Raw genomic sequence first — 20,368 nt, 5'->3', positions numbered from 1 at the left:
GCAGGCTTTTCGCGGGAGCCTCAACGGGCCGAAGGACTACACTCGACTGGACTATGCCCTTCAAGTACATCCTCCTCCAGTGGTGGCACTGGATTGCCGAGACCGGCATCAACCTCGCGCTCCTTCTCGTGGCCGCGCTGCTCGTTCCGCGCGCCGGCAGGTTCATCAACCGCTACTTCGAGCGCCAAGTCGCGAAAAGCGCCGACCCCGAAGAGGGCAAGACGCGCCTCGCGCTGGTCGGTGCGGCTGTCTACGTCGGCGAGATCCTCGCCTACTTCTTGCTGCTCATCTTCGCGCTTCAGCAGATTGGCTTCTCGCTCGCCGGCGCGGCGATCCCCGCCACCGTTGTCTCTGCTGCCATCGGTTTCGGCGCGCAGAACATCATTGCGGACTTCCTCGCAGGGTTCTTCATCCTCACCGAAAAGCAGTACGGCGTCGGCGACTACGTCACCTTCCAAGGCAACGGTGTCGATGTCTCCGGCGACGTGATCCAGCTAACCATGCGCGCCACGCAAATCCGCACCATCGAGCAGGCAACGATCTCGATCCCCAACTCTACGGCGCGCGTCTGCATCAACCAGTCCAACTACTGGTCCAACGCACTCGTAGTCATCCCCGTGCCGCTGCTTGGCTCGTCGTCAGCCGAAGAAGCGGTTGCCCGCTCGGAGCGCGCCACCAGAAAGGCGCTCGCCGCCCCGGAGATCGCCCCGAAGGTGCAGGCAGAACTGCAGGTCCACCCCGCTGTGGACATCCACCCTCCCGCCACCGTCGGATCGCCGTGGACCGTGGACATGCGGTTTATGGTCCAGGTTGAGCCCTTGAGCCAATGGATGGTCGAGCGCGCCATCCGCCTCGCTATCCTCAACGAGTTCTGGGATGAGTACGGCTCCGCCGCGGCTATCGACGGCACGCTCACCCCCGAGCTGACCACCCGCACAACAGCCACGACAGTACTACCGGCGGTAGAACCCGCCGAACACCCGACTCGGCCTCCGGAGGAAGACCCAGCGGCACAGCAACCAGCCACCCGCGTCTTCGCCCCCGAAGAGACGGAGGAAACAGAGGAAGTCGTGGAGGAAAGCACTGCCGACCCCCAGCCCAAGGGCCTACTCGAGGGGCTCATGCGCGTCTCGACCTTCGCACTGCTTGTGGTCTTCGCTGTACTGCTCATCGTCCGGGGTTTTATGGTCCAGCCAGGCGAGGACAGCGACGCCAACAGCGGGTTCCTTGCGCCGCCAGCCCGTACCACTTCCTCCGCAACCGAGCCCCCCGTGGCACCGAGCTACGCGCCAGAAACGCCGACGTACGCCAGCGAGACCAACTACCCCAGCGAGCAGGCAACTGAGCAACCCACGTACTCGGCCCCTCCGTCCACCAACGCTCCTGTCCCCAGCACGACCGAGGTTTCTTCCGAGGCAACCCCGCAAAGCGCAGAATCACAGCCCACTGAGCCAGCCGCTAAAACAACCGATCTCTATTAGACGCACGTTTTGCGCTGTCGGTTCCGTTTTGGGCTGAAAGTGCAATACTTCTCACATGTGCTTGTTTGTGCAGCTCACGGGTGGTTATCGTGGGTGGCATGACACTCGTAGACGCATTGATCGCACAGGACCGCGCCGGCATCGCCATCGTTGCCGACGCGGCCTCGGCAAGCGTCGACGAACTCGTTGCCCGCGGCATGGACCCAGACCGCGCCGAACAACTTTGTGGTGCCGCTGAAGTCTTCTTCGGCCCGGTGCGCAACAAAGCGGCGCAGGCGGCGTGTGTGGCCGCAGCACGCAACAACGAGCACCGCCTCGACACCCTGGCCTACATCGCACGCTCCTCACGCTCACTGGATACGGATACAGACCGGTGGCACTACCGCCAAACCTTATGCGAAACCCAAGGCGACATGCGCCGCGTGATCAACCGGGCGAAAGCGTTGAAAAAGCAACTCACACCTGCGGCCCCGCGCGTACCGAAGGCCACGGTGACCTTCCACGACCAAGGGTGGTCGACGGTGCACATCACCGGGCGTACCACGGATGTGCTGGCGGTCTACCGGGCTGCCAACAACGACCCGCAAGCCTGGCTCAACAACACCCGCAGCACGGGTGGGGACGCTGCGTTGACCACGGTGCTGAATATGGACATCGGCGACTTCGCCCAGTGGCGCATGCGCGGCGACGGCGAAGTCGAGGTGGAGCTGACTAATGGTGAGTGGCTTTCTGGTGCGCAGTTGGTCAACCGGAAGCTGCACGCGACCGGCTATATCGCTTTGATCTCCGCCACGGATGGGCCGGTGAACCTCTACCCGGTGCGTCTTGAGCGCCGCGCGAGCGGTGAGTTGCGCGCGTTGATGAGCGCGGATGGCACCACGTGTGCGTGGCCGGGGTGCAACCAGCCGGCGGAGTTCTCCGAGGCGCACCACATCACGGAGTGGTCGAAAGGCGGGGCGACCGAGATTGGGAATATGTGCTGGTTGTGTACGTATCACAATCGGCAAAACGGGCGGCCGAAACGCGGGCGGATGCAGCGCGTCGGCGGACAAATCATGTGGCAAAGCCCCAAAGGCTACCTCTCACCCAGAGGCACACACCACACCGACCCCGCACGCCGACACGCCCGGCTTGCACACACCCCAGCAACAGGACCACCGGGGTAAGCGGAGCGTCGAAAAGCGCCAGCACCCCTGGCGCCGTCACGCATGCGCGTTGACTAGCATGTGGTGCATGACTGCACAGCCCGATGATCAGCAGAAAGTATTTCGACCGTCCCGTGAGCACGTCGTGGGGGTTGTCCTCATGGTCGGCATCGCGCTGATCGGCATTTCCTGGGCGCCGCTGGTGCTCGGCTGGCTCCTCCTCATTCCGCTCGCATGGCTCGTGTGGGTACTCTTCGCGTCGACGACCGTGGACGAGCGCGGCATCAGCCTGCGCTACGTCGCACGCCGCAACACCCGCATCGGCTGGGACGAGCTCAAGGGCATCGGCTTCAAAGGCGCGCGGGCGCTTGCCACCACCACCGCCGGCAAGGAGTACATGATGCCGGGCGTGTCATTTAATTCACTGCCCGATCTCGCCGAGGCTTCGCGCGGTCGCATTACCGACGTGATCACTGGTGCTCAGGAAGCTGCAGACGGCAAGTACGAGATTATCGACAAGAACAATCATCACGTTTTGCTCTCGCGCGAGGAGTACGAGGAGTACCTTCGAGAACACCCAGATACGCCGGGCCCGCGCCCGTCGCAAGACAATACGTAAAGGAGCACCCGTTGATCCCCCTCCGCTCACGAGTCACCACCGTTGGCCGCCAAGCCGCTGGCGCTCGCGCGCTCTGGCGTGCGACGGGCACCGGCGAGGACGAATTTGGCAAGCCGCTCGTGGCCATCGTGAACTCGTACACGCAGTTCGTGCCGGGTCACGTGCACCTGAAACACGTCGGCGACATCGTCGCAGATGCGGTACGTCAAGCAGGCGGTGTGCCGAAGGAGTTCAACACGATCGCCGTGGACGACGGCATCGCGATGGGGCACTCCGGCATGCTGTATTCGCTGCCCAGCCGCGAGATTATCTCAGACTCGGTGGAGTACATGGCCAACGCGCACACGGTCGATGCGATGGTGTGCATCTCCAACTGCGACAAGATCACCCCCGGCATGCTCAACGCCGCGATGCGCCTGAACATCCCGGCCGTCTTCGTCTCCGGTGGCCCGATGGAGGCCGGGAAAGCCTTCGCCGTCGACGGCGTGACAAAGCCGAAGTCGGATCTTATCGACGCCATCGCGCTGTCCGCCAACGACGCAGTCAGCGACGCGCAGCTCGACGACATCGCCAACAACGCCTGCCCGACCTGCGGCTCCTGTTCCGGCATGTTTACCGCGAACTCGATGAACTGTCTCACGGAGGCGCTCGGTTTGTCGCTGCCCGGCAACGGTACGACGCTGGCCACCCACACCGCGCGCCGCGCGCTGTTCACGCAGGCCGGCGAGACGATCGTCGAGATGTGCAAGCGCTACTACGGCGAGGGCGACGAGTCCGTGCTGCCGCGCAACATCGCCACCAAGAGCGCCTTCCGCAACGCGATGGCGCTAGATATGGCCATGGGCGGGTCCACGAACACCATTCTGCACATCCTCGCGGCAGCACAGGAAGGCGAGGTCGACTTCGACCTCCACGACATCGACGAGCTCTCGCACGTCATCCCCTGCCTGTCCAAGGTCGCACCCAACGGCGAGGCACACGTCGAGGATGTCCACCGCGCCGGCGGCATCCCGGCCATCCTCGGCGAGCTGCACCGTGGGGGCCTGCTGCTTGACGACGTCCACTCGGTCGCCTACCCATCCCTCAAGGAATGGCTCGGTGACTGGGACATCCGTGGCGAGAACCCGAGCGATGAGGCGATCGAGCTTTACTACGCGGCCCCGGGCGGCACCCGCACCACCGAGGCCTTTTCCCAGTCTGCGCGATGGGACTCCCTCGATACGGACAGCGCGAACGGCGTCATCCACGACGTGGAGCACCCGATTACCTCCGACGGCGGCCTCGTCGTTTTGCGCGGCAACCTCGCCCCCGACGGCGCGATCCTGAAAACCGCTGGCGTCGAAGAAGGCCTGTGGGAGTTCACCGGCCCGGCCCGCGTGGTCGATTCGCAGGAGCAGGCGGTCTCGATGATTCTCAACCGCGAGGTGCTCGAGGGCGAGGTCGTGGTCATCCGCTACGAGGGCCCTGCCGGCGGGCCGGGGATGCAGGAAATGTTGCACCCGACCTCCTTCCTCAAGGGCGCTGGCCTGGGCAAAAAGTGCGCGCTGATTACCGACGGCCGCTTCTCCGGCGGTACCTCCGGCCTTTCCATCGGCCACATCTCCCCCGAGGCTGCACACGGCGGGCTCATCGGCCTGATCGAGAACGGCGACACGATCGCGATCTCGGTGGCCAACCGCGAGCTCAAGCTTGATGTGCCGGAAGCGGAGTTAGAGCGGCGTCGAGAAGCGATGGAAGCCTCCGAACGCCCGTGGACGCCGAACCGTGTGCGCGAGGTGTCGAAGGCGCTGCGCGCGTACGCGAAGATGGCGACCAGCGCCGACAAGGGCGCTGTCCGCCAGGTCGACTAAGCGAGCGGGTTGACGCCGGTGCCGAACCACCACACGGCGCCGGCGATGACCAGCCCGAGCAGCGCGCACGTCCACGCCCAGCCGAGCGGGCGGCGCGCCCAGGTGCGCTTCGCGTCGACGCCGTAGAAGCCGGGACCGGTGAACTGCAGCCCGAGTGCCAGGCCGAAGATCACGATCGGCAGCCACACATCTGCCTCCCATGCGAAGGCGTTCCAGCTGTCAGTGCCGTCGACGATGCCGTGCAGCGCCATAAAGCCTGTGACCACGACCGCGACCAGCGAGGCGATCGGCGCGAGCAGGCCGAGCACCAGGAAGACGCCCGCGGTCAGCTGCAGCACCGGCACGACCACGGACAGCCCGCCGGCGAAGACGTAGGCGTCGAAGGCGTCGCGAAGCCCGCTGATGCCCTCGGAGCCGCCGAGCCTAAACAGCGTGGTCAGGGATTCGACGATAAGCCACCCGCCGAGCAGCAGGCGCAAAAGCAACAGGCCGAAATCCATCGTGCCGCGCTTCGCGGGCGGTTCCACGGCGACCGGCTCCGGCTCGGCCTCGACCGGCGCAGGGGCCGGCGCTGGCTCCGCGGCGAGGCTCGCGGTCTGCGTTTCGGGGAAGACCTCGGTTGGCGTCGCTTTGCCGGTCAGCGTCGAGGGGCTCTCGCTTCTCGACGCCCCGCCCACCGCCGTGCTCCCGCCAGCAGCATCCTTGTCGCCGAGCGGAGCGTACGGCAGTCCGTCGATAGGGTCGAAATCCTCAGGGGTGACGTCGCGTGCATTCTTCTTGTCCATACCTGCCAATGTATGCGACACGCGGCACTTGAGCCGTGAGTTGCCTCGGCGCGCCCTGAGACTTTATGCCTTGGCGGTGCCCAACACGCGCAGCGCCGGTCCGTCGAGGCGCATCGTGGACCACTCGCCCATGTCGCCGGCACCCATCGCCTGGTAAAAGCCGATGGACGGCGTGTTCCACTTCAGCACCGTCCACTCGACGCGTCGGTAGTCGTTTTCTACGGCGATGCGGGCAAGTTCCTGCAGCAGCGCGGTTCCCAGGCCCTTGCCGCGGTGTTCCTCGCGCACGTAGAGGTCTTCGAGCCAGATGCCGTGGCGGCCCTCCCAGGTGGAGTAGCTCAAAAACCACAGGGCCATGCCCTCGAGTACGCCGTCATTGTCAGCGACCAGGGCGAAGACGCTGGGGTTTTCGCCGAAGAGGTGGGTGCGCACGTCCTCTTCCGTGGAGGTGACGGAGTCCGGTTCCTTTTCGTAGAGGGCGAGTTCCTTGATCATTTCGTAGATCACGGGAGTGTCGGCCTCGACGGCTGCGCGAATCTTGGTCATGGGTGGAAAGTCTAAAGGACGGGCCGCCAAACCCACACATCCGGACACGCGATGTCACAACCGTATAACGTTTTGCTGAGTAACAGAGTGCAAAACTGACGCCAGTCTGGGTGCGCACGTGGGGTGGATACGCTGGTGTTTCACCCGGTCTGACGCGCAAAAATACCCTGTACTCACGAAGAATGCGTGTTCGCGGGCGGTGTCCCGCTTTGTTACCATCGCCTCCGGTTCATTTTCTTACATTATCGAAACTTCAAGGATTAACGTTATGAGACAAACAATCAAAGTGGCGATGGCGCTCGTCGGCCTTCTGGTCGGCGCGGGCTTCGCCTCGGGCCAGGAGGTCATCCAGTACTTCCTGTCCTTCGGCTACATCGGCATTGTTGGTGCCGTTGTGTCCGGCGTCATCATCTTCGTGGTGGGCACCACCATTTTCCAGCTCGGCTCCTACTACCTTGCCGACGACCACTCCGCGGTGTTCAACCGCGTCTCCAGCCCGCTCGTGTCCAAATACATGGACTACGCCACGATGTTCAGCCTCTTCGCCTTCGGCTTCGTCATGGTTGCCGGCGCAGGCTCTAATCTGAACCAACAGTTCGGCTTCGCGCCGTGGGTCGGCGCGACGATCATGACCGTGTTCTTGGTCCTGTCTGGCTTCCTCAACGTCGATCGCATCACCGACGTTATCTCCACGATCACGCCGTTCCTCATCGTGGCAATCATCGTGGCATTCGGCATCACCATCATGAACATGCCCGACAGCCTGAACGAGATGAACGAGATCGCCCTGCAGCAATCCCCCGCCGACGGCGTGTTTAACAACTGGCTGCTCGCCGCCGTCAACTACGGCACCCTGGTCAACATTATGGCGGTGTCCATGATGCTCGTCATCGCCGGTTCGCAGATGAACCCGCGCACCGCTGGCGTCGGCGGCCTGCTCGGCGGCCTCATCTTCGCCATCTTGCTCGTCATCTTGAACTTCATCTTGTTCTTCAACATGGACAAGGTCGCTGGCGCGGACATGCCGCTTCTGGCCGTGTTCGACTCGATGCACCCCACCGTCGGCGTGATCGTGTCGATCATCATCTACATGATGATCTACAACACCGCCGTCGGCATGTTCTACGCCATGGCGCGCCGCCTCACCCACAAGCACCCGGAGCGCTTCCGCCTGGTGTACTTCACCGTCGTGGGCATCGGCTTTGTCCTCTCCTTCGTCGGCTTCGCCGACCTGATCAGCTGGGTCTACCCGGCCATCGGCTACCTGGGTATTATCCTCACGATCGCGATCCTCATCGGCTGGTTCCGCGACCGCAGCAACATCAAGGAAGAGACGCAGCGCCGCGAGCGCCTCGCCGAGCTGGCCGAGACCGCGCTCGACCCGACCGAGGATCGCCTTTCTGCCAAGCAGCGCAAGGAGGTCGAATCCCTCGTCGCCGACTCGCACGTCGAGGACGCCAACCTGTGGCACTCCGTCCAGGAGGAAGTCGCCGCCGACCTCGACGCCGACGACGACAGCGAGTTCAACCTCGAGGACGCCCCGTCCCTCGACCCCGAGCACGCTGACTACAGCGGCTCGCCGGACTCCGACAGCGACGGCATCGACTGGGACGCGTACAAGGAGATCTACGAGACCGGCAGCTTCCCCGCAGTCAAGCCGGACGATACGTCTGACGGCGGCAGCACCGCGGTAAAGAAGTAACGCGCGCACACAAAAAGGGCGCTCCCGGCCGGGAGCGCCCTTTTTCTCGTCGCTAAGCGAGCTTCTGCGCAATCAGCTTGTTGACCTCACCCGGGTCAGCCTTGCCCTGAGTCGCCTTCATCACCGCACCGACGATCGCGCCGGTGACCTTCTTATTGCCCGCCCGGTACTTCTCCACGATGTCCGGGTTGGCAGCGAGCGCATCGTCGATGGCCTTCTCGATCGCGCCGTCATCGCGCACAACCTCGAGCCCGCGCGCGGCGACGACCTCGTCGACGCGGCCTTCGCCGGCGATGACGCCGTCGATCGCCTGGCGGCCCAGCTTGGTAGTCAGCTTTCCGTCCTTGACCAGCTCGACCACGCGGGCCACGTCTGCGGGCAGCACGCCGAGCGCGTCGAGATCCTTACCAGCTTCGTTCGCCTTCGCCTGGATGTAGGAGACCCACCACGCGCGCGCCTCGTCCGGCGTGGTGCCGGCCTCGACGGTGTCGACAACGAGGTCGAGCGCGCCCGCGTTAACCAGGTCGCGGAACTCCTTCTCCGGCAGCTGCCACTCCTCCTGGATACGCGCGCGGCGCACCCACGGCAGCTCCGGCAGGGTCTGGCGGATCTCTTCGACCCACTCCGGCTTCGCGATTACCGGCGGCAGGTCCGGGTCATTGAAGTAGCGGTACTCGCTGGCCTCCTCCTTCGGGCGGCCCTTCGAGGTGGAGCCGTCCTTCTCTTGGTAGTGGCGGGTTTCCTGGACGACTTCGCCGCCGTCGGCAAGCACGGCGGCCTGGCGCTGCATCTCGAAGCGGACGGCCTGCTCGACGGACTTCAGCGAGTTGATGTTCTTCGTCTCGGTACGGGTGCCGAATTCCTCCTGGCCGACGGGACGCAGTGAAACGTTCGCGTCGCAGCGCATCGAGCCTTGGTCCATGCGCGCGTCCGAGACGCCGAGCGCCTTGACCAGCTCGCGCAGCGCGCCGCCGTAGGCCTTGGCCACCTCGGGCGCGCGCTCGCCGGCACCGATGATCGGCTTCGTCACGATCTCAATGAGCGGCACGCCCGCGCGGTTGCAGTCCACCAGCGAGGCGGTCGCACCAGTGATGCGCCCGGAGCTCGAGCCGAGGTGGGTGAGCTTGCCGGTGTCCTCCTCCATGTGCGCGCGCTCGATCTCGACGCGCCACTCGGTGCCGTCCTCCAGCTGCACGTCGAGGTAACCGTCGTAGGCAATCGGCTCGTCGTACTGCGAGATCTGGTAGTTCTTCGGCTGGTCCGGGTAAAAGTAGTTCTTGCGCGCGAACCGCGAGCTCTCGGCGATGTTGCAGTTCAGCGCCAGGCCAATCTTGATCGCCCACTCGACGCCCTTCGCGTTGACCACGGGCAGCGCGCCCGGCAGACCGAGCGAGACAGGGTCGATATTCGTGTTGGGCGCGGCACCGAAGTGCGCGGATGCAGTGGAGAACATCTTGGTCTCCGTCGCCAGCTCCACGTGCACTTCCAGGCCCATCACGGGGTCGTACTTTTGCAGTACTTCGTCGTAATCCATCAAGTCGTAGGCAGTCATGCGCTCCATCCTACTTCCCGACGCTCGCCTCCCACACCTCGCGGTAACTTTCCGCCAGCGTGTCGACCGTTTCGTGCGCGTTGAGCCCGCTCGGGTTGCCCACCACCCACACGGGTGCCCCGCCGAGGCGTTCAGGTTGCAGCCCGCGGGTAGCCTTCGGCCGTCGATAGGCATCGCGGTAAGCCCCAATGCCCACCACCATCACCGCGTTGGGCTCATGCTTTTCGACGCACACCCGAACCTTCTCACCGCCCGCAATGAGCTCCTCGCGCGTCAGGTCCGCAGCGCGCGGCGTCATGCGGTCAACGAAGTTGGTAAAGCCGATGCCGAGCTCGGCGAGCATTGTGGCATCCGCCTCAGAGATCCCCTTCGTGGCAACGACGCGGTGCGGGGTGATGCCCGCGCGTGCAAGGGCGGGCCAGAAACGGTTGCCGGGGTGTGCGAAGGGGGCGTCGCAGGCGTCGCTCAAGCGACCTGGGTTGATCCCCACCACCAGCAGGCGGCAGGGATCGGGGATGCGGTCGCGCATCTAGCCAAACATCGCCTTCGCGGTGGTGTAGCGGTGCTCCGGCACCGACTTCAGGTGCGCAACGGCGGACTCCAGCGGCACGAGCTCAATGTTCTCGCCGTGCAGTGCCACGCAGGTGTCGAAGTTGTTGTCGTGGGCCGCGCGCGCCGCGTGCACGCCGTAGCGGGTGGCCAAGACGCGGTCGTATGCAGTCGGCGTGCCGCCGCGCTGGATGTGGCCGAGCACGGTGGTGCGCACGTCGTAGCCGAGGCGCTTCTTGATCTCGTCGGCGACGATCTGGCCCATGCCGTTGAAGGTGATGTGGCCGAACTCGTCCTCCTCGCCCAGGCTGCCGTCCATGGTGCCTTCCTTCGGAATGGCACCCTCAGCGACGACGACGATGCCGTACTTCTCCCCCATCTGGAAACGCCGCTCCATCGCCTTACAGATATCGGCGATGTCGAAGGGCTCCTCCGGGATGACGGTGTAATGTGCGCCGCCGGCCATGCCCGCATGCAAGGCGATCCAGCCGACGTGGCGGCCCATCACCTCGACGATGAGGATGCGGTTGTGCGATTCTGCGGTGGTGTGCAGCCGGTCAATCGCGTCGGTGGCTACGGACACCGCGGTGTCGAAGCCGAAGGTGTAGTCGGTGGCGGCGACATCGTTGTCAATGGTCTTGGGCACGCCGACGACCGGAATCCCGTTGTCCGAGAGCCACTTCGCGCCCTTCAGGGTACCCTCGCCGCCAATTGCGATCAGGGCGTCGATCTCCGCGTCTGCCAGATTGGCCTTGATAGTGTCCAGTCCCGCCTTGAACTTGTCCGGGTGAAGTCGGCCGGTGCCCAAAATGGTGCCGCCGCGCAGCAGGATCGAGTCGATGAAGGCGTCGTCGTACAGGTCGACGCGCCGGTCCTCCATGAGACCGACCCAGCCGTCCTGGTAGCCGACAACGGTCGAGCCGTACTCGGCGCTGGCAGTGCGGACAATTCCACGAATGACGGCGTTCAAGCCTGGGCAGTCGCCGCCGGAAGTCAGTGTCGCAAGTCGCATACCGTCCACCCTAGCGCGTTCGCGGCTGCGAGGCTGATCCGCTCGGTACTCAGACGTCGCGTCGCAAAGCGACAGAGCTCACCGCGCCGATGAGCATCGCCGCCAGCGGCAGCAGCATGGCTGCGCGCACGGTCTGCTCGATGTCGCCGCGCGCCAGCGTCGCGCCGACGAGCGCCACGCCGAGCACGCTGCCGACTTGGCGCACGGTGTTGTACAGCCCCGAGGCCGCACCGGTTTCGTGCTCGGGGATGCCGCGCATGGTCACTGCCGCATTCGGTGCCCAGACGAACGCGCCACCGATGCCGAGCAGCGAGGTCACGGCGGTAAACCACCACACACCCGCCCCGGTGTGGATCAGCGCGATAGCGAGCGCTAGCCCGGCCGCGGAAACGCTAAATCCCACAGCGCAGAGCTTGCCCGGGTCGCTCCGGTCCGTCAGGTACCCAGCGACCGGGGTCAGCACAAGCGCGAACACGGACATGGGCGCGGTGATCGCGCCGGATGCCGTCGGCGAGATGCCGGCGACGGTCTGCATCCAGTACATCAGCGGGATGAACATCGACGCCACGGTAAAGCCCATCGCGGCGACACCCAGGGCACCGAGCGCGAAGGAACGATCCAACATGAGCTCCACGGGCAAAAACCCGTTGTCGGTGCCGTTGCGGGCTGAGAGCACCAACACGCCGATCAGCAATGCGCCGAAGAGGATCGAGGGCCACTGCCCGAACTGGATGCCGTAGACAAGCAGCCCAAGCCCCCCGAAGGAAAGCAGCACGGGCAGCAGGGTGACCCGCTCTCCGCTGCGCGGCAGACGCGGCAGCGCAACGAGTCCGGCGACGAGCGCCAGCGCCCCGAGTACGGCTTGGGCGAAAAACGCTGCGCGCCAGCCGAAGCTTTCAGCCACCGCCCCGCCGACCACCGGTCCGATCAGCGACGCCACCGAGCCGATCACGCCCCAAGCGGCGAACGCCCGGCCCTGCGTGTCCTGCGAGAACACGCGCGGGATCAGCCCGAACGCCTGCGGCAAGAACACCGCCGCACCCACGCCCTGCAGGCCGCGAGCGACCACCAGGGACACAAACGACCAGGACACGCCCGCGAACACCAGCGCGACCACATAAATAGCAAGGCCGACGAGGAAAACCCCGCGTTGCCCGAACGTATCGCCAAGCTTGCCCGTCGCCGGCATCGGGGCCACCGTGCACAGCAGGTAGATGCTGGTGAGCCACACGGCGGAGCCGACGTCGAAAGGCAAAAGCGGCGTGATCACGGGCATGAAGCCCTGATCGATCAGGACAAGAAAATACCCCGCAGCCAGGGCTGCGAGGGTATTCCAGGGATTAACGGCCGGCTTCAAAAGCAGCACCCACGCGGTACAAGCGCGCGTCCTCGAAGGCCGGGGCGATCAGCTGCAGACCGACCGGCAGGCCGGTGTCCTCGGTCTTCCCAGCGGGCACGGACATGCCCGGCAGGCCGGCGAGGTTCAGCGGCAGCGTGAACAGGTCGAAGTTGTACATGGCCAGCGGGTCGTCGACCTTTTCACCGATCTTGAACGCGGTGGTCGGCACGGTTGGTGCCGCGATCACATCAACCTGCTCGAAGGCGCGGGCGAAATCCTGCGCGATCAGCGTGCGCACGCGCTGCGCCTGCAGGTAGTAGGCGTCGTAGTAGCCCACGGACAGCGCGTAGGTTCCCAGGATGATGCGGCGCTTGACCTCGTCGCCAAAGCCGGCGCCGCGGGAGGCGGCCATGACCTGCTCGGCGGAGTGCTTGCCGTCATCGCCCTCGCGCAGGCCGTAGCGCATGCCGTCGAAGCGCGCGAGGTTGGAGGACACCTCGGACATCTGGATGATGTAGTAGGCACCCATCACGTCGTCGAAGTGGGGGCAATCGACCTCGACGATTTCCGCGCCCTGCTCCTCGAGCTGGGCGAACGCGGCGTCGATACGCGCGTTGACCCCGTCCTGGGTGCCCGGACGGGCGAACTGCTTGATACGCCCGATCTTCACGCCGCTGAGGTCGCCGGATGCGCCCTCGCGGGCGGCGTCGGCAAGCGAGCCCACGGGGCGATCAACGCTCGTGGCGTCGAACTCGTCGTGGCCACCGATGATCTCGTGCAGCAGTGCAGTATCCAGCACTGTGTTGGCGCAGGGGCCGACCTGATCCAGCGAAGAAGCGCAGGCCACGACGCCGTAGCGGGACACGCCGCCGTAGGTCGGCTTCACGCCGACAGTACCGGTCAGCGACGCCGGCTGGCGGATCGAGCCGCCGGTGTCCGTGCCGATGCCCAGCGGTGCCTGGCCCGCTGCGAGCGCTGCCGCAGTGCCGCCGCCGGAGCCGCCCGGCACGCGCTCGGTGTCGTGCGGGTTGCGGGTGACCTTGTAGGCGGAATTCTCGGTGGAAGAGCCCATCGCGAACTCGTCGAGGTTCGTCTTTCCCAGAATCGGGATGCCCGCCTCGCGCAAGTGCTTCACGACGGTCGCGTCATAGGGACTCATGTAGCCCTCAAGCATCTTCGACGCGGCGGTCGTCGGCGCATCCGTGGTGACCAGGAGATCCTTGAGCGCAAGCGGCACGCCGGCGAGTGCAGAAGCCGGCTCCTCGCCCGCCTTGACCTGCGCGTCGACTGCGTCGGCGGCGGCAAGCGCCTCCTCCGCGCCGACGTGGAGGAAGGCACCAAGCGTCTCGTCGGTCTCGGCGATGCGGTCCAAGAACGCCTGGGTGACCTCGCGAGAGGTGACCTCGCCGGCCTGAATCATGCGCGCCAGCTCGTGGGCGGGCTTGGAGACAAGGCCCTCGCTGGGAATGGTGTAGTTCGTCTGCTGGGTCATTTATTCGTCAGCCTCCCCCAGGATCTGCGGCACGACGAAGCGCTCCTCTTCGACCTCGGGTGCCTGGTCGAGCGCCTGTGCCTGCGTCAGTGTCTTCTTTTCCACGTCCGGGCGCATGCCCGCCTCGATGGAGTGCGGGTGGCTCATCGGCTCCACGCCCTCCGTGTCGACGCTCTGCACCTTCGAGACAGCGTCGACGATCTGGTCGAGCTGTTGGGAAATCTGCTCGAGCTCGTCGTCCTGCAGCGCGATCCGGGCAAGCCGGGCGATGCGGGCGACCTCCTCGCGGGAAATCTCAGCCAAAACGGTTCCAATCTCTTATGTACGTGGTGAGTAAAACGACACTCATCTTACGTCACTGCGCTGAGGTAGCTGCGAGCACCGCTACTCCCGCACTTTAAGGTAGGTCGGTAGCTCGGCCCAGCCACCGACCGGGTAGGTTTCCCGGCGCGCTCCGCCTTCGTCGACCTGCACCAGCTCAAACACAGCGAGCAGTTCTTCGGTAAAACACTTCAGTTCAAGCATCGACAAGTATTTGCCCGGGCAGGCGTGCGGGCCCGCGCCCCAAACAAGGTTTGCACCCGTGTTGCCGCTTTCCCCTGGTGCGAATGCGTCCGATCGCCAACCGCCTGTGGGTCGCGGTTTGCAGCCGTCCAGTGAATGCGCACGCGCTGGCCCTCGTCCAGTTCCACACCATCTAAGTTGACCGGGCAGGTGGTCACGCGCCGGTTGCTCACAAAGGGCGAGTCTTGGCGCAGAATCTCATCCGCGATGGCAGTGAACTCTTCGTGTGATACCCCGGCTTGTAGACGACGCCGCACTGGCTCGTTGCCGGCAAGCGCGTGGATCAACACGCCGATGCAGTACGCCATCGAGCTTAAGTCCCCAGCGGTCCAGTTACGCAGTATGGAGACGAGCTCTTCGAATTCGAGGGGGCGACCGAGGCTTCTGTCGTTGACCAGTTGCTCGGTCACACTTGGTGCCGGGAAGGCGTGGTCTTTGCCCAGCAACGGGGAAAGCGCTTCACGCGCTTCTGTAGTGACGCTGCTTGTACCCGACTTCAAGGGCTCGACGACTTCGCGGATCATGTCGTCGAAGGCCTCTGCAACCGCTGCGGTGCACTGAAGCTCGCCGGAGCGGGTCGCGGCGTTGTTTTCCGCTACCCATTCGATAAGGCGCGTTTCCATCTGCTCCGGCCATCCGAGCCACGCGAGCATGGCGCGCACCGCGAACGGCGCGCCGATGTCGGCGACCGCGTCGACGGGCTCTCTCAGTGAGATGCCTTCTGCCCTGCCGGCGCGAATATCGGCCGCCACGCTGCGGGCGGCTTTCCGAAACGCTGGTTCGAAGGGTTCGAGTGCGTCGGGGGTGAGGTAGGCGTCGATAAGCGAGCGAAATTGCTCGTGCTGCGCACCGTCGAGGCCGTTGGGCAGCTGCATGAAGCGGGACACCCCGGAGGAATAGTGGGCCGGATCCTCGGCGACGGCGCGGGCTTGCGCATTGCCAAGCACGACGACCTCGTCGCCGCTGCGTACAAGCCGGTGGCCTGCGGCGAGCTGGGTGTCGCCGTACGCTCGCGGGTCGGTATCGGCGGTTGGTGCGGATGGCAGGTTCTTCGTGTCCATGCGTTCAACCCTTTCCTTCTGTAAAGATTCGCCAGCATACGGTGCATTTCTGGCCAGAATGTGCGGGCTGGCTGATATAACTGGGTGCATGTCTTACCTTATTCGCGTTTCCCTTCCGGACGTCCCGGGCAGCCTCGGCGAGCTCGCGGAGGCCTTCGGCATGGTTGACGCCAATATCCAGTCCGTGGACATTGTGGACACCGTGGCTGCGGCGGGGTCAGGGGAAGGCGGCTTCGTCACCGACGACATCGTCGTGGAACTGCCCACGGGCACGATGGTGGACACGCTGATTACCGCTGCCGCCTCGGTGCAGGGCGCGGAAGTCGATTCGATCCGGCCGTTTACCGGGCGCGTGGATCGGCGCGGCCAGATCCAGATGCTCTCACGCATCGTGTCCGCCGCCGGCGACGAGCAGCGCGCCATGGAGGAACTCGTTGGCGCGATCCCGCGCTCGATGACCTCGTCGTGGGCGGTCGCCCTGCGCGAGACCGAGGAGGGTCTGGTCAGGGTCGCGGCGTCACAGGCCGCGCCGGAGGACGACGGGTCCCACCCCGAGATGGCCAACGTCGACGAGGCGCGCATCTTGCTTCCCGACGCCGACACGTGGGTCCCCGAGGCCTGGTGGCTGCTCGACACCGCGCTGTCGATCACCCGCCTGCCCAGCACCGACCTGGTGCTGGTGGTCGGACGCGTGGGCGGGCCGGACTTCTTAGCCTCCGAGGTCGCGCAGATCGGAGACCTCGGCAGCATTATTGGCGCGATCTTGAGCTAGAGCCTTGTTTGGATTTTAGAATTCTGGAATTATGGAATTCATGCGGAATTCCATATACGGTGCCCTCGGCGTCGGCACACTCGCGGCGCTCGCCACGGCTGCACTCATGCTGGGTTTCGGCCCTCGCCAGATCACCCTGGCCGAAGAACACACAGGCAATGCGCAGCTTGCCGCCGCCCTCGAACGCTTAGCCAGGGCGGAGCCGGGCCACCACACGCTCTCCGCACTGGTCTACGACCAAGGCGAGGTCACCTTCGGCGGGCTCGGGGCCGACGAGCACACCGAGTTCGAGATCGGCTCGGTAACTAAGACATTCAACGCGGAGCTGGTGCGCCAGCTTACCGACGAGGATGTGCTCGCTCTCGACACCACCGTCGGCGACATTCTCGACGAATCCGGGGCACCGATCGATACAGTGACCATCGAGGAGCTGCTCAACCACACCGCCGGGCTTGAGGCGATGGGCCCGCTTGGTATTGGCGACATTCTCTGGGCCAACCTCACCGAAGGCGGCAACGCGTACCGCAACGACTCCCCCGAAGACATCCTCGCCGCTGCGCCGGACATGGAGCTTAAGGACCGTGGCAAGGAAGCCTACTCCAACTACGGGCACGCGCTGCTCGGCCAGCTGCTAGCGCGCACGACTGACACGCCCTACGAGGAACTCGTGCGCACTCGGATCCTCGAGCCGCCGGGGATGAAGAATACGTACGTGGCGGGGCCAGGGGGCGTCGACAAGCAGCAGCTCGGGCGCGGCCTAGCCAGCAACGGGCGCGCGGCCGAACCCTGGGACATGAACGGCTGGGCACCGGCGGGCGCTATCCGCTCGACTGCGGCCGACATGGCGCGCTACATCGAATGGGTCGACGAGCACGGCCGACCCGACTACGGCTGGGCAACTCTCGACGAATACACCTTCCACAACGGCGGGACCGGCGGTTTTCGCACCATGCTCGTGTGGGATCCGGACAAGCCGCACCGCGCGGTCTACGTCGCCGGCGACACAGAAGCCTGGGTCGATGAGATCGGCATCGAACTGCTTAAGGAGGAAGAATGATCGCGTTCATTGTTGTCTCCATCGCCCTGTTGGCGTGGGAAACGATCAAACTTACGCGGGGACCGAAGCGCCCCGGGCGCGCGCTGCTCAGCGTGGTCCTCACCGCAGTTGTGGTGTGGTTGCTGACCAGTCCGCTGGACTTTAGCGCTGAGCTGCCGATTTTGCTGTGGTGGGCGATCGTAGCGTGGGCGTCGGTGCTTGTGGGCGTTGCCGCCGGGCGATTGGCACTTCGGCGTGTTTAGCATTCTCGAAAGAAGACATGCATGACCTCTGATGTATCACGACTCGACGCACTCGAAGCGCGCGTGGCAGCCCTGGAATCAGCGCTCGCAGGCAGCTCGGACACCCCTTCACGAGACATGAACCTGCCGGACCTGCCCACGGCAATGCGCGCGCTCGAGGGCTGCGACAACGGCGCGGTGACCTTCGGCGGATCGGTGACCACAGGCTCCGGGACCTATGACTACCAGTGGGCCCGCCCGACGGAGTGGGTGTCAGCACACGACTGGTCGGAGCAAATCGAGCGACTCGCAGCGCTCGCCCACCCCGTGCGTGGCGAGATCCTGCGGCACTTGCTCGCCGCACCCGCGACTGCCGCCAACTTGGTCGCCGCCGAGGTGGTCACCTCCACGGGCACGGCGTATCACCACCTCAACGCGCTGCAGGCGGCCGGCTGGGTGGACAAAGAACACGGCGCATTCGTGCTCCGCCCGGCGCGCGTGATTCCGCTGATGGCGATTATCACGGCGGCGGAGGCACACTAGAGCGCGTCCGGCCCTTGCTCCAGCAAGGTCACAAACTGCTCCTCGTTGAGGATGGGGCGGCCCAGATCGCGCGCCTTCTGTTCCTTGGAACCGGCGTTCTCCCCCACCACCACGTAATCGGTCTTCTTCGACACCGAGCCTGAGGCCTTGCCCCCGCGGGCGAGGATCGCCTCCTTCGCCGAGTCGCGGCTGAAGCCCTCGAGCGTGCCGGTGACCACGACGGTGAGCCCCTCGAGGGTCTGCGGGGTCGCATCTTGGTCCTGGTCGTCCTCCATGCGCACGCCGGCCTTTGTCCACGCGTCGACGATGGCGCGGTGCCAGTCCACGGTGAACCAGTCTTTGAAGGATTCGGCGATGATGTCGCCGACGCCGTCGGTTTCGGCGAGGTCGGTCAACGGAGCGTCGAGAAGCGCTTGCATGCTCTTGTAGCGGGCGGCGAGCGCGCGGGCGGCGGTCGGCCCGACGTGGCGGATGGACAGGGCGACGAGCACGCGCCAGAAGTCGACCTGCTTCGCGGTCTCGAGGTTGGCCAAGAGCTTCTTGCCGGCGGCGTTGACCTGGCCGTCTTTGCGCGTGTAGGCGGTGGACTTCTTCAGGTCCTCTTCGGTGAGGTCGAAGAGCGCGGCTTCGTCGACAAGCACGCCCGAGGCGATGAGGTCCTGGGCACCCTTCTCGCCGAGGGCTTCGATGTCGAAGGCACCGCGGGAGGCGAGGTATTCCAGGCGGGTCGCAAGCTGCGCCGGGCAGGAGCGCGTGTTCGGGCAGCGCCAGTCGGCGTCGCCCTCCTTCGCCGGGGCGAGTGTGGTGCCGCACGACGGGCATTCCTTCGGGTAGACGAACTCGCGCTCGGTGCCGTCGCGCAGGTCCGCGACCGGACCGAGGACCTCGGGGATGATCTCGCCGGCCTTACGCACCACCACAGTGTCGCCGATGAGCACGCCCTTACGCTTGACCTCGTGCTGGTTGTGCAGGGTGGCCATGGAGACCGTGGAGCCGGAGACGAAGACCGGCTCGAGCACCGCGTACGGGGTCGCGCGGCCGGTGCGACCGACCGAGACCTGGATGTCTTTGAGCTTGGTCGTGACCTCTTCCGGCGGGTACTTGTACGCGATCGCCCAGCGCGGGGCACGCGAGGTGGAGCCGAGTTGGCGCTGCTTCGCGACGCTATCGACCTTCACCACCAAACCATCCATCTCATGGATCGCGTCGTGGCGGTGCTCCGCCCAGTACTTCACCGCGTCTTGCACGTCCTTGGACGTTGCGGCCTGCTTTGTGTACTCGGAGACCGGCAAGCCCCACTCGGCGAGCTTGAGGTAGGCCTCGTGCTGCGTTTCCGGCTCGAAGCCCTCACGGGCGCCGATGCCGTGGCAGATCATGCGCAGCTTGCGCTTCTTCACATCCGCGGGGTCCTTTTGGCGCAGCCCGCCGGCAGCGGTATTGCGCGGGTTGGCGAAGGGCTTACCACCCTCCTTGATGCGCTGCTCGTTGAGCTCGGGGAAGTCCTCCGGGCGGATGAACACCTCGCCGCGGACCTCCAGCAGCGCGGGCGCGTCGCCGGAAAGCTTATGCGGGATGTCCTCGATCACGCGCGCGTTGGCGGTGATGTCTTCGCCGACAGTGCCGTCGCCGCGGGTGGCGGCGCGCTCGAGCACGCCGTTGCGGTAGATCAGGTCGATGGACAGCCCGTCGATCTTCAGCTCGGTGAGGTACGGCCCCGGCGTTTTGTCTAGCCACTCAGCAAGTTCCTCGGGAGAAAATACGTTGTCCAGGCTGTACATACGCTCGAGGTGGGTCACGTCGGCGAACGCGGAGGTGGCGGCGGTCGGCGCGCCAACCTCCTTGGTCGGCGAATCCGGCACGGCAAGCTCCGGGTGCTTAGCCTCGAGTGCCTTAAGGCGTTCGAAGAGCGCGTCGAACTCGCCGTCGGTGATTACCGGCTGCCCGTTGTAGTACAGGTCGCGGTGCGTGCGCACCTCGTTTGCCAGCTCGGTCCATTCACGGTGCAAATCTGCAGAAATATCGCTCACAACCTGCCAGCATAGCTTTTCGCCCCGGCGTGTTCGCCTCCCCCGCTATCA

20 protein-coding genes are annotated in these 20,368 nt (G+C 65.2%); 9 read left to right on the top strand and 11 right to left on the bottom strand.

The features are described from left to right. Positions 1 to 53: 53 nt before the first annotated feature. The 4 genes from M3G14_RS05060 (at position 54) to ilvD (ending at position 5,095) form a co-directional block, all read left to right on the top strand. Positions 54 to 1,481: a mechanosensitive ion channel domain-containing protein gene (locus M3G14_RS05060; RefSeq protein WP_259925142.1), complete on the top strand. Its 1,428-nt coding sequence runs from the start codon at positions 54 to 56 to the stop codon at positions 1,479 to 1,481. A gap of 98 nt (positions 1,482 to 1,579) precedes the next feature. Next, the gene (locus M3G14_RS05055) at positions 1,580 to 2,647 is read left to right on the top strand and encodes an HNH endonuclease signature motif containing protein (RefSeq protein ID WP_259925139.1); all 1,068 of its coding nucleotides are present in this window, start codon (positions 1,580 to 1,582) and stop codon (positions 2,645 to 2,647) included. A gap of 67 nt (positions 2,648 to 2,714) precedes the next feature. Beyond that, entirely contained in the window at positions 2,715 to 3,245 is a 531-nt protein-coding gene (locus M3G14_RS05050) for a PH domain-containing protein (protein WP_259925138.1), read from the top strand. An 11-nt stretch (positions 3,246 to 3,256) separates the two neighbouring features. Beyond that, positions 3,257 to 5,095, top strand: a complete 1,839-nt coding sequence (ilvD, locus tag M3G14_RS05045) for a dihydroxy-acid dehydratase (RefSeq protein WP_259925136.1) — start codon at positions 3,257 to 3,259, stop codon at positions 5,093 to 5,095. On the opposite strand, the gene M3G14_RS05040 is transcribed toward ilvD, so the two are convergent. Both M3G14_RS05040 and M3G14_RS05035 read right to left on the bottom strand, forming a co-directional pair. Then, positions 5,092 to 5,880 carry a DoxX family protein gene (locus M3G14_RS05040; RefSeq protein WP_259925135.1) on the bottom strand — a complete coding sequence of 263 codons (789 nt, stop codon included), beginning with the start codon at positions 5,878 to 5,880 and terminating at the stop codon, positions 5,092 to 5,094. The genes ilvD and M3G14_RS05040 overlap by 4 nt on opposite strands. A 63-nt stretch (positions 5,881 to 5,943) precedes the next feature. Then, the gene (locus M3G14_RS05035) at positions 5,944 to 6,426 is read right to left on the bottom strand and encodes a GNAT family N-acetyltransferase (protein WP_259925134.1); all 483 of its coding nucleotides are present in this window, start codon (positions 6,424 to 6,426) and stop codon (positions 5,944 to 5,946) included. Positions 6,427 to 6,694: 268 nt separating this feature from the next. Between M3G14_RS05035 and M3G14_RS05030 the strand changes: the two genes are divergently transcribed. Beyond that, positions 6,695 to 8,128, top strand: coding sequence for a hypothetical protein (locus tag M3G14_RS05030; RefSeq protein WP_259925133.1), 1,434 nt, complete (start codon positions 6,695 to 6,697; stop codon positions 8,126 to 8,128). Between the two features lie 52 nt (positions 8,129 to 8,180). Here M3G14_RS05030 and gatB read toward each other — a convergent pair whose 3' ends face one another. The 8 genes from gatB to M3G14_RS04990 form a co-directional block, all read right to left on the bottom strand. Further along, the gene (gatB, locus tag M3G14_RS05025) at positions 8,181 to 9,680 is read right to left on the bottom strand and encodes an Asp-tRNA(Asn)/Glu-tRNA(Gln) amidotransferase subunit GatB (RefSeq protein WP_259925132.1); all 1,500 of its coding nucleotides are present in this window, start codon (positions 9,678 to 9,680) and stop codon (positions 8,181 to 8,183) included. A gap of 10 nt (positions 9,681 to 9,690) precedes the next feature. Further along, positions 9,691 to 10,209: a mismatch-specific DNA-glycosylase gene (locus M3G14_RS05020; protein ID WP_259925131.1), complete on the bottom strand. Its 519-nt coding sequence runs from the start codon at positions 10,207 to 10,209 to the stop codon at positions 9,691 to 9,693. Beyond that, positions 10,210 to 11,241 (bottom strand): 6-phosphofructokinase, encoded by a 1,032-nt coding sequence (locus tag M3G14_RS05015; protein ID WP_259925130.1) that lies wholly within the window; start codon positions 11,239 to 11,241, stop codon positions 10,210 to 10,212. Positions 11,242 to 11,290: 49 nt separating this feature from the next. Beyond that, positions 11,291 to 12,598, bottom strand: a complete 1,308-nt coding sequence (locus tag M3G14_RS05010; protein ID WP_259925129.1) for an MFS transporter — start codon at positions 12,596 to 12,598, stop codon at positions 11,291 to 11,293. Further along, positions 12,582 to 14,072, bottom strand: coding sequence for an Asp-tRNA(Asn)/Glu-tRNA(Gln) amidotransferase subunit GatA (gene gatA / locus M3G14_RS05005; protein ID WP_259925128.1), 1,491 nt, complete (start codon positions 14,070 to 14,072; stop codon positions 12,582 to 12,584). Before gatA ends, M3G14_RS05010 begins: the two co-directional genes overlap by 17 nt. Continuing rightward, positions 14,073 to 14,375: an Asp-tRNA(Asn)/Glu-tRNA(Gln) amidotransferase subunit GatC gene (gene gatC, locus M3G14_RS05000; protein ID WP_259925125.1), complete on the bottom strand. Its 303-nt coding sequence runs from the start codon at positions 14,373 to 14,375 to the stop codon at positions 14,073 to 14,075. Positions 14,376 to 14,456: 81 nt separating this feature from the next. Next, entirely contained in the window at positions 14,457 to 14,603 is a 147-nt protein-coding gene (locus tag M3G14_RS04995; protein WP_259925123.1) for a hypothetical protein, read from the bottom strand. Then, complete coding sequence (locus M3G14_RS04990) at positions 14,585 to 15,697, bottom strand: cytochrome P450 (RefSeq protein WP_259925122.1); 1,113 nt, start codon at positions 15,695 to 15,697, stop codon at positions 14,585 to 14,587. The genes M3G14_RS04995 and M3G14_RS04990 overlap by 19 nt, the downstream gene beginning before the upstream one ends. 88 nt (positions 15,698 to 15,785) lie before the next feature. Between M3G14_RS04990 and M3G14_RS04985 the strand changes: the two genes are divergently transcribed. From M3G14_RS04985 to M3G14_RS04970, 4 genes are read left to right on the top strand one after another with little or no spacing between them, the layout of a single operon-like run. Further along, positions 15,786 to 16,469 carry an amino acid-binding ACT domain protein gene (locus M3G14_RS04985; protein WP_259925121.1) on the top strand — a complete coding sequence of 228 codons (684 nt, stop codon included), beginning with the start codon at positions 15,786 to 15,788 and terminating at the stop codon, positions 16,467 to 16,469. Positions 16,470 to 16,509: 40 nt separating this feature from the next. Continuing rightward, positions 16,510 to 17,526 (top strand): serine hydrolase, encoded by a 1,017-nt coding sequence (locus M3G14_RS04980; protein WP_259925120.1) that lies wholly within the window; start codon positions 16,510 to 16,512, stop codon positions 17,524 to 17,526. Further along, entirely contained in the window at positions 17,523 to 17,768 is a 246-nt protein-coding gene (locus M3G14_RS04975) for a hypothetical protein (RefSeq protein ID WP_259925119.1), read from the top strand. The genes M3G14_RS04980 and M3G14_RS04975 overlap by 4 nt, the downstream gene beginning before the upstream one ends. Before the next feature lie 21 nt (positions 17,769 to 17,789). Beyond that, positions 17,790 to 18,290, top strand: a complete 501-nt coding sequence (locus M3G14_RS04970; RefSeq protein WP_259925118.1) for a helix-turn-helix transcriptional regulator — start codon at positions 17,790 to 17,792, stop codon at positions 18,288 to 18,290. Here the strand turns inward: M3G14_RS04970 and ligA are convergent. Further along, complete coding sequence (gene ligA, locus M3G14_RS04965) at positions 18,287 to 20,317, bottom strand: NAD-dependent DNA ligase LigA (protein ID WP_259925117.1); 2,031 nt, start codon at positions 20,315 to 20,317, stop codon at positions 18,287 to 18,289. The genes M3G14_RS04970 and ligA overlap by 4 nt on opposite strands. Positions 20,318 to 20,368 lie beyond the last annotated feature (51 nt).

The sequence above is a fragment of the Corynebacterium sp. p3-SID1056 genome, assembly GCF_025152525.1.
Lineage (GTDB): Bacteria > Actinomycetota > Actinomycetes > Mycobacteriales > Mycobacteriaceae > Corynebacterium.
This window is presented reverse-complemented; position numbering and strand designations above follow the sequence as displayed.

What these genes read in the sequence shown, in the direction of transcription:
- M3G14_RS05060 (WP_259925142.1), top strand. Translation starts at nt 54, where the DNA reads ATGCCCTTCAAGTACATCCTCCTCCAGTGGTGGCACTGGATTGCCGAG.
- M3G14_RS05055 (WP_259925139.1), top strand. Translation starts at nt 1,580, where the DNA reads ATGACACTCGTAGACGCATTGATCGCACAGGACCGCGCCGGCATCGCC.
- M3G14_RS05050 (WP_259925138.1), top strand. Translation starts at nt 2,715, where the DNA reads ATGACTGCACAGCCCGATGATCAGCAGAAAGTATTTCGACCGTCCCGT.
- M3G14_RS05040 (WP_259925135.1), bottom strand. Translation starts at nt 5,880, where the DNA reads ATGGACAAGAAGAATGCACGCGACGTCACCCCTGAGGATTTCGACCCT.
- M3G14_RS05035 (WP_259925134.1), bottom strand. Translation starts at nt 6,426, where the DNA reads ATGACCAAGATTCGCGCAGCCGTCGAGGCCGACACTCCCGTGATCTAC.
- M3G14_RS05030 (WP_259925133.1), top strand. Translation starts at nt 6,695, where the DNA reads ATGAGACAAACAATCAAAGTGGCGATGGCGCTCGTCGGCCTTCTGGTC.
- gatB (WP_259925132.1), bottom strand. Translation starts at nt 9,680, where the DNA reads ATGACTGCCTACGACTTGATGGATTACGACGAAGTACTGCAAAAGTAC.
- M3G14_RS05020 (WP_259925131.1), bottom strand. Translation starts at nt 10,209, where the DNA reads ATGCGCGACCGCATCCCCGATCCCTGCCGCCTGCTGGTGGTGGGGATC.
- M3G14_RS05015 (WP_259925130.1), bottom strand. Translation starts at nt 11,241, where the DNA reads ATGCGACTTGCGACACTGACTTCCGGCGGCGACTGCCCAGGCTTGAAC.
- gatA (WP_259925128.1), bottom strand. Translation starts at nt 14,072, where the DNA reads ATGACCCAGCAGACGAACTACACCATTCCCAGCGAGGGCCTTGTCTCC.
- M3G14_RS04990 (WP_259925122.1), bottom strand. Translation starts at nt 15,697, where the DNA reads ATGGACACGAAGAACCTGCCATCCGCACCAACCGCCGATACCGACCCG.
- M3G14_RS04985 (WP_259925121.1), top strand. Translation starts at nt 15,786, where the DNA reads ATGTCTTACCTTATTCGCGTTTCCCTTCCGGACGTCCCGGGCAGCCTC.
- M3G14_RS04980 (WP_259925120.1), top strand. Translation starts at nt 16,510, where the DNA reads ATGCGGAATTCCATATACGGTGCCCTCGGCGTCGGCACACTCGCGGCG.
- M3G14_RS04975 (WP_259925119.1), top strand. Translation starts at nt 17,523, where the DNA reads ATGATCGCGTTCATTGTTGTCTCCATCGCCCTGTTGGCGTGGGAAACG.
- M3G14_RS04970 (WP_259925118.1), top strand. Translation starts at nt 17,790, where the DNA reads ATGACCTCTGATGTATCACGACTCGACGCACTCGAAGCGCGCGTGGCA.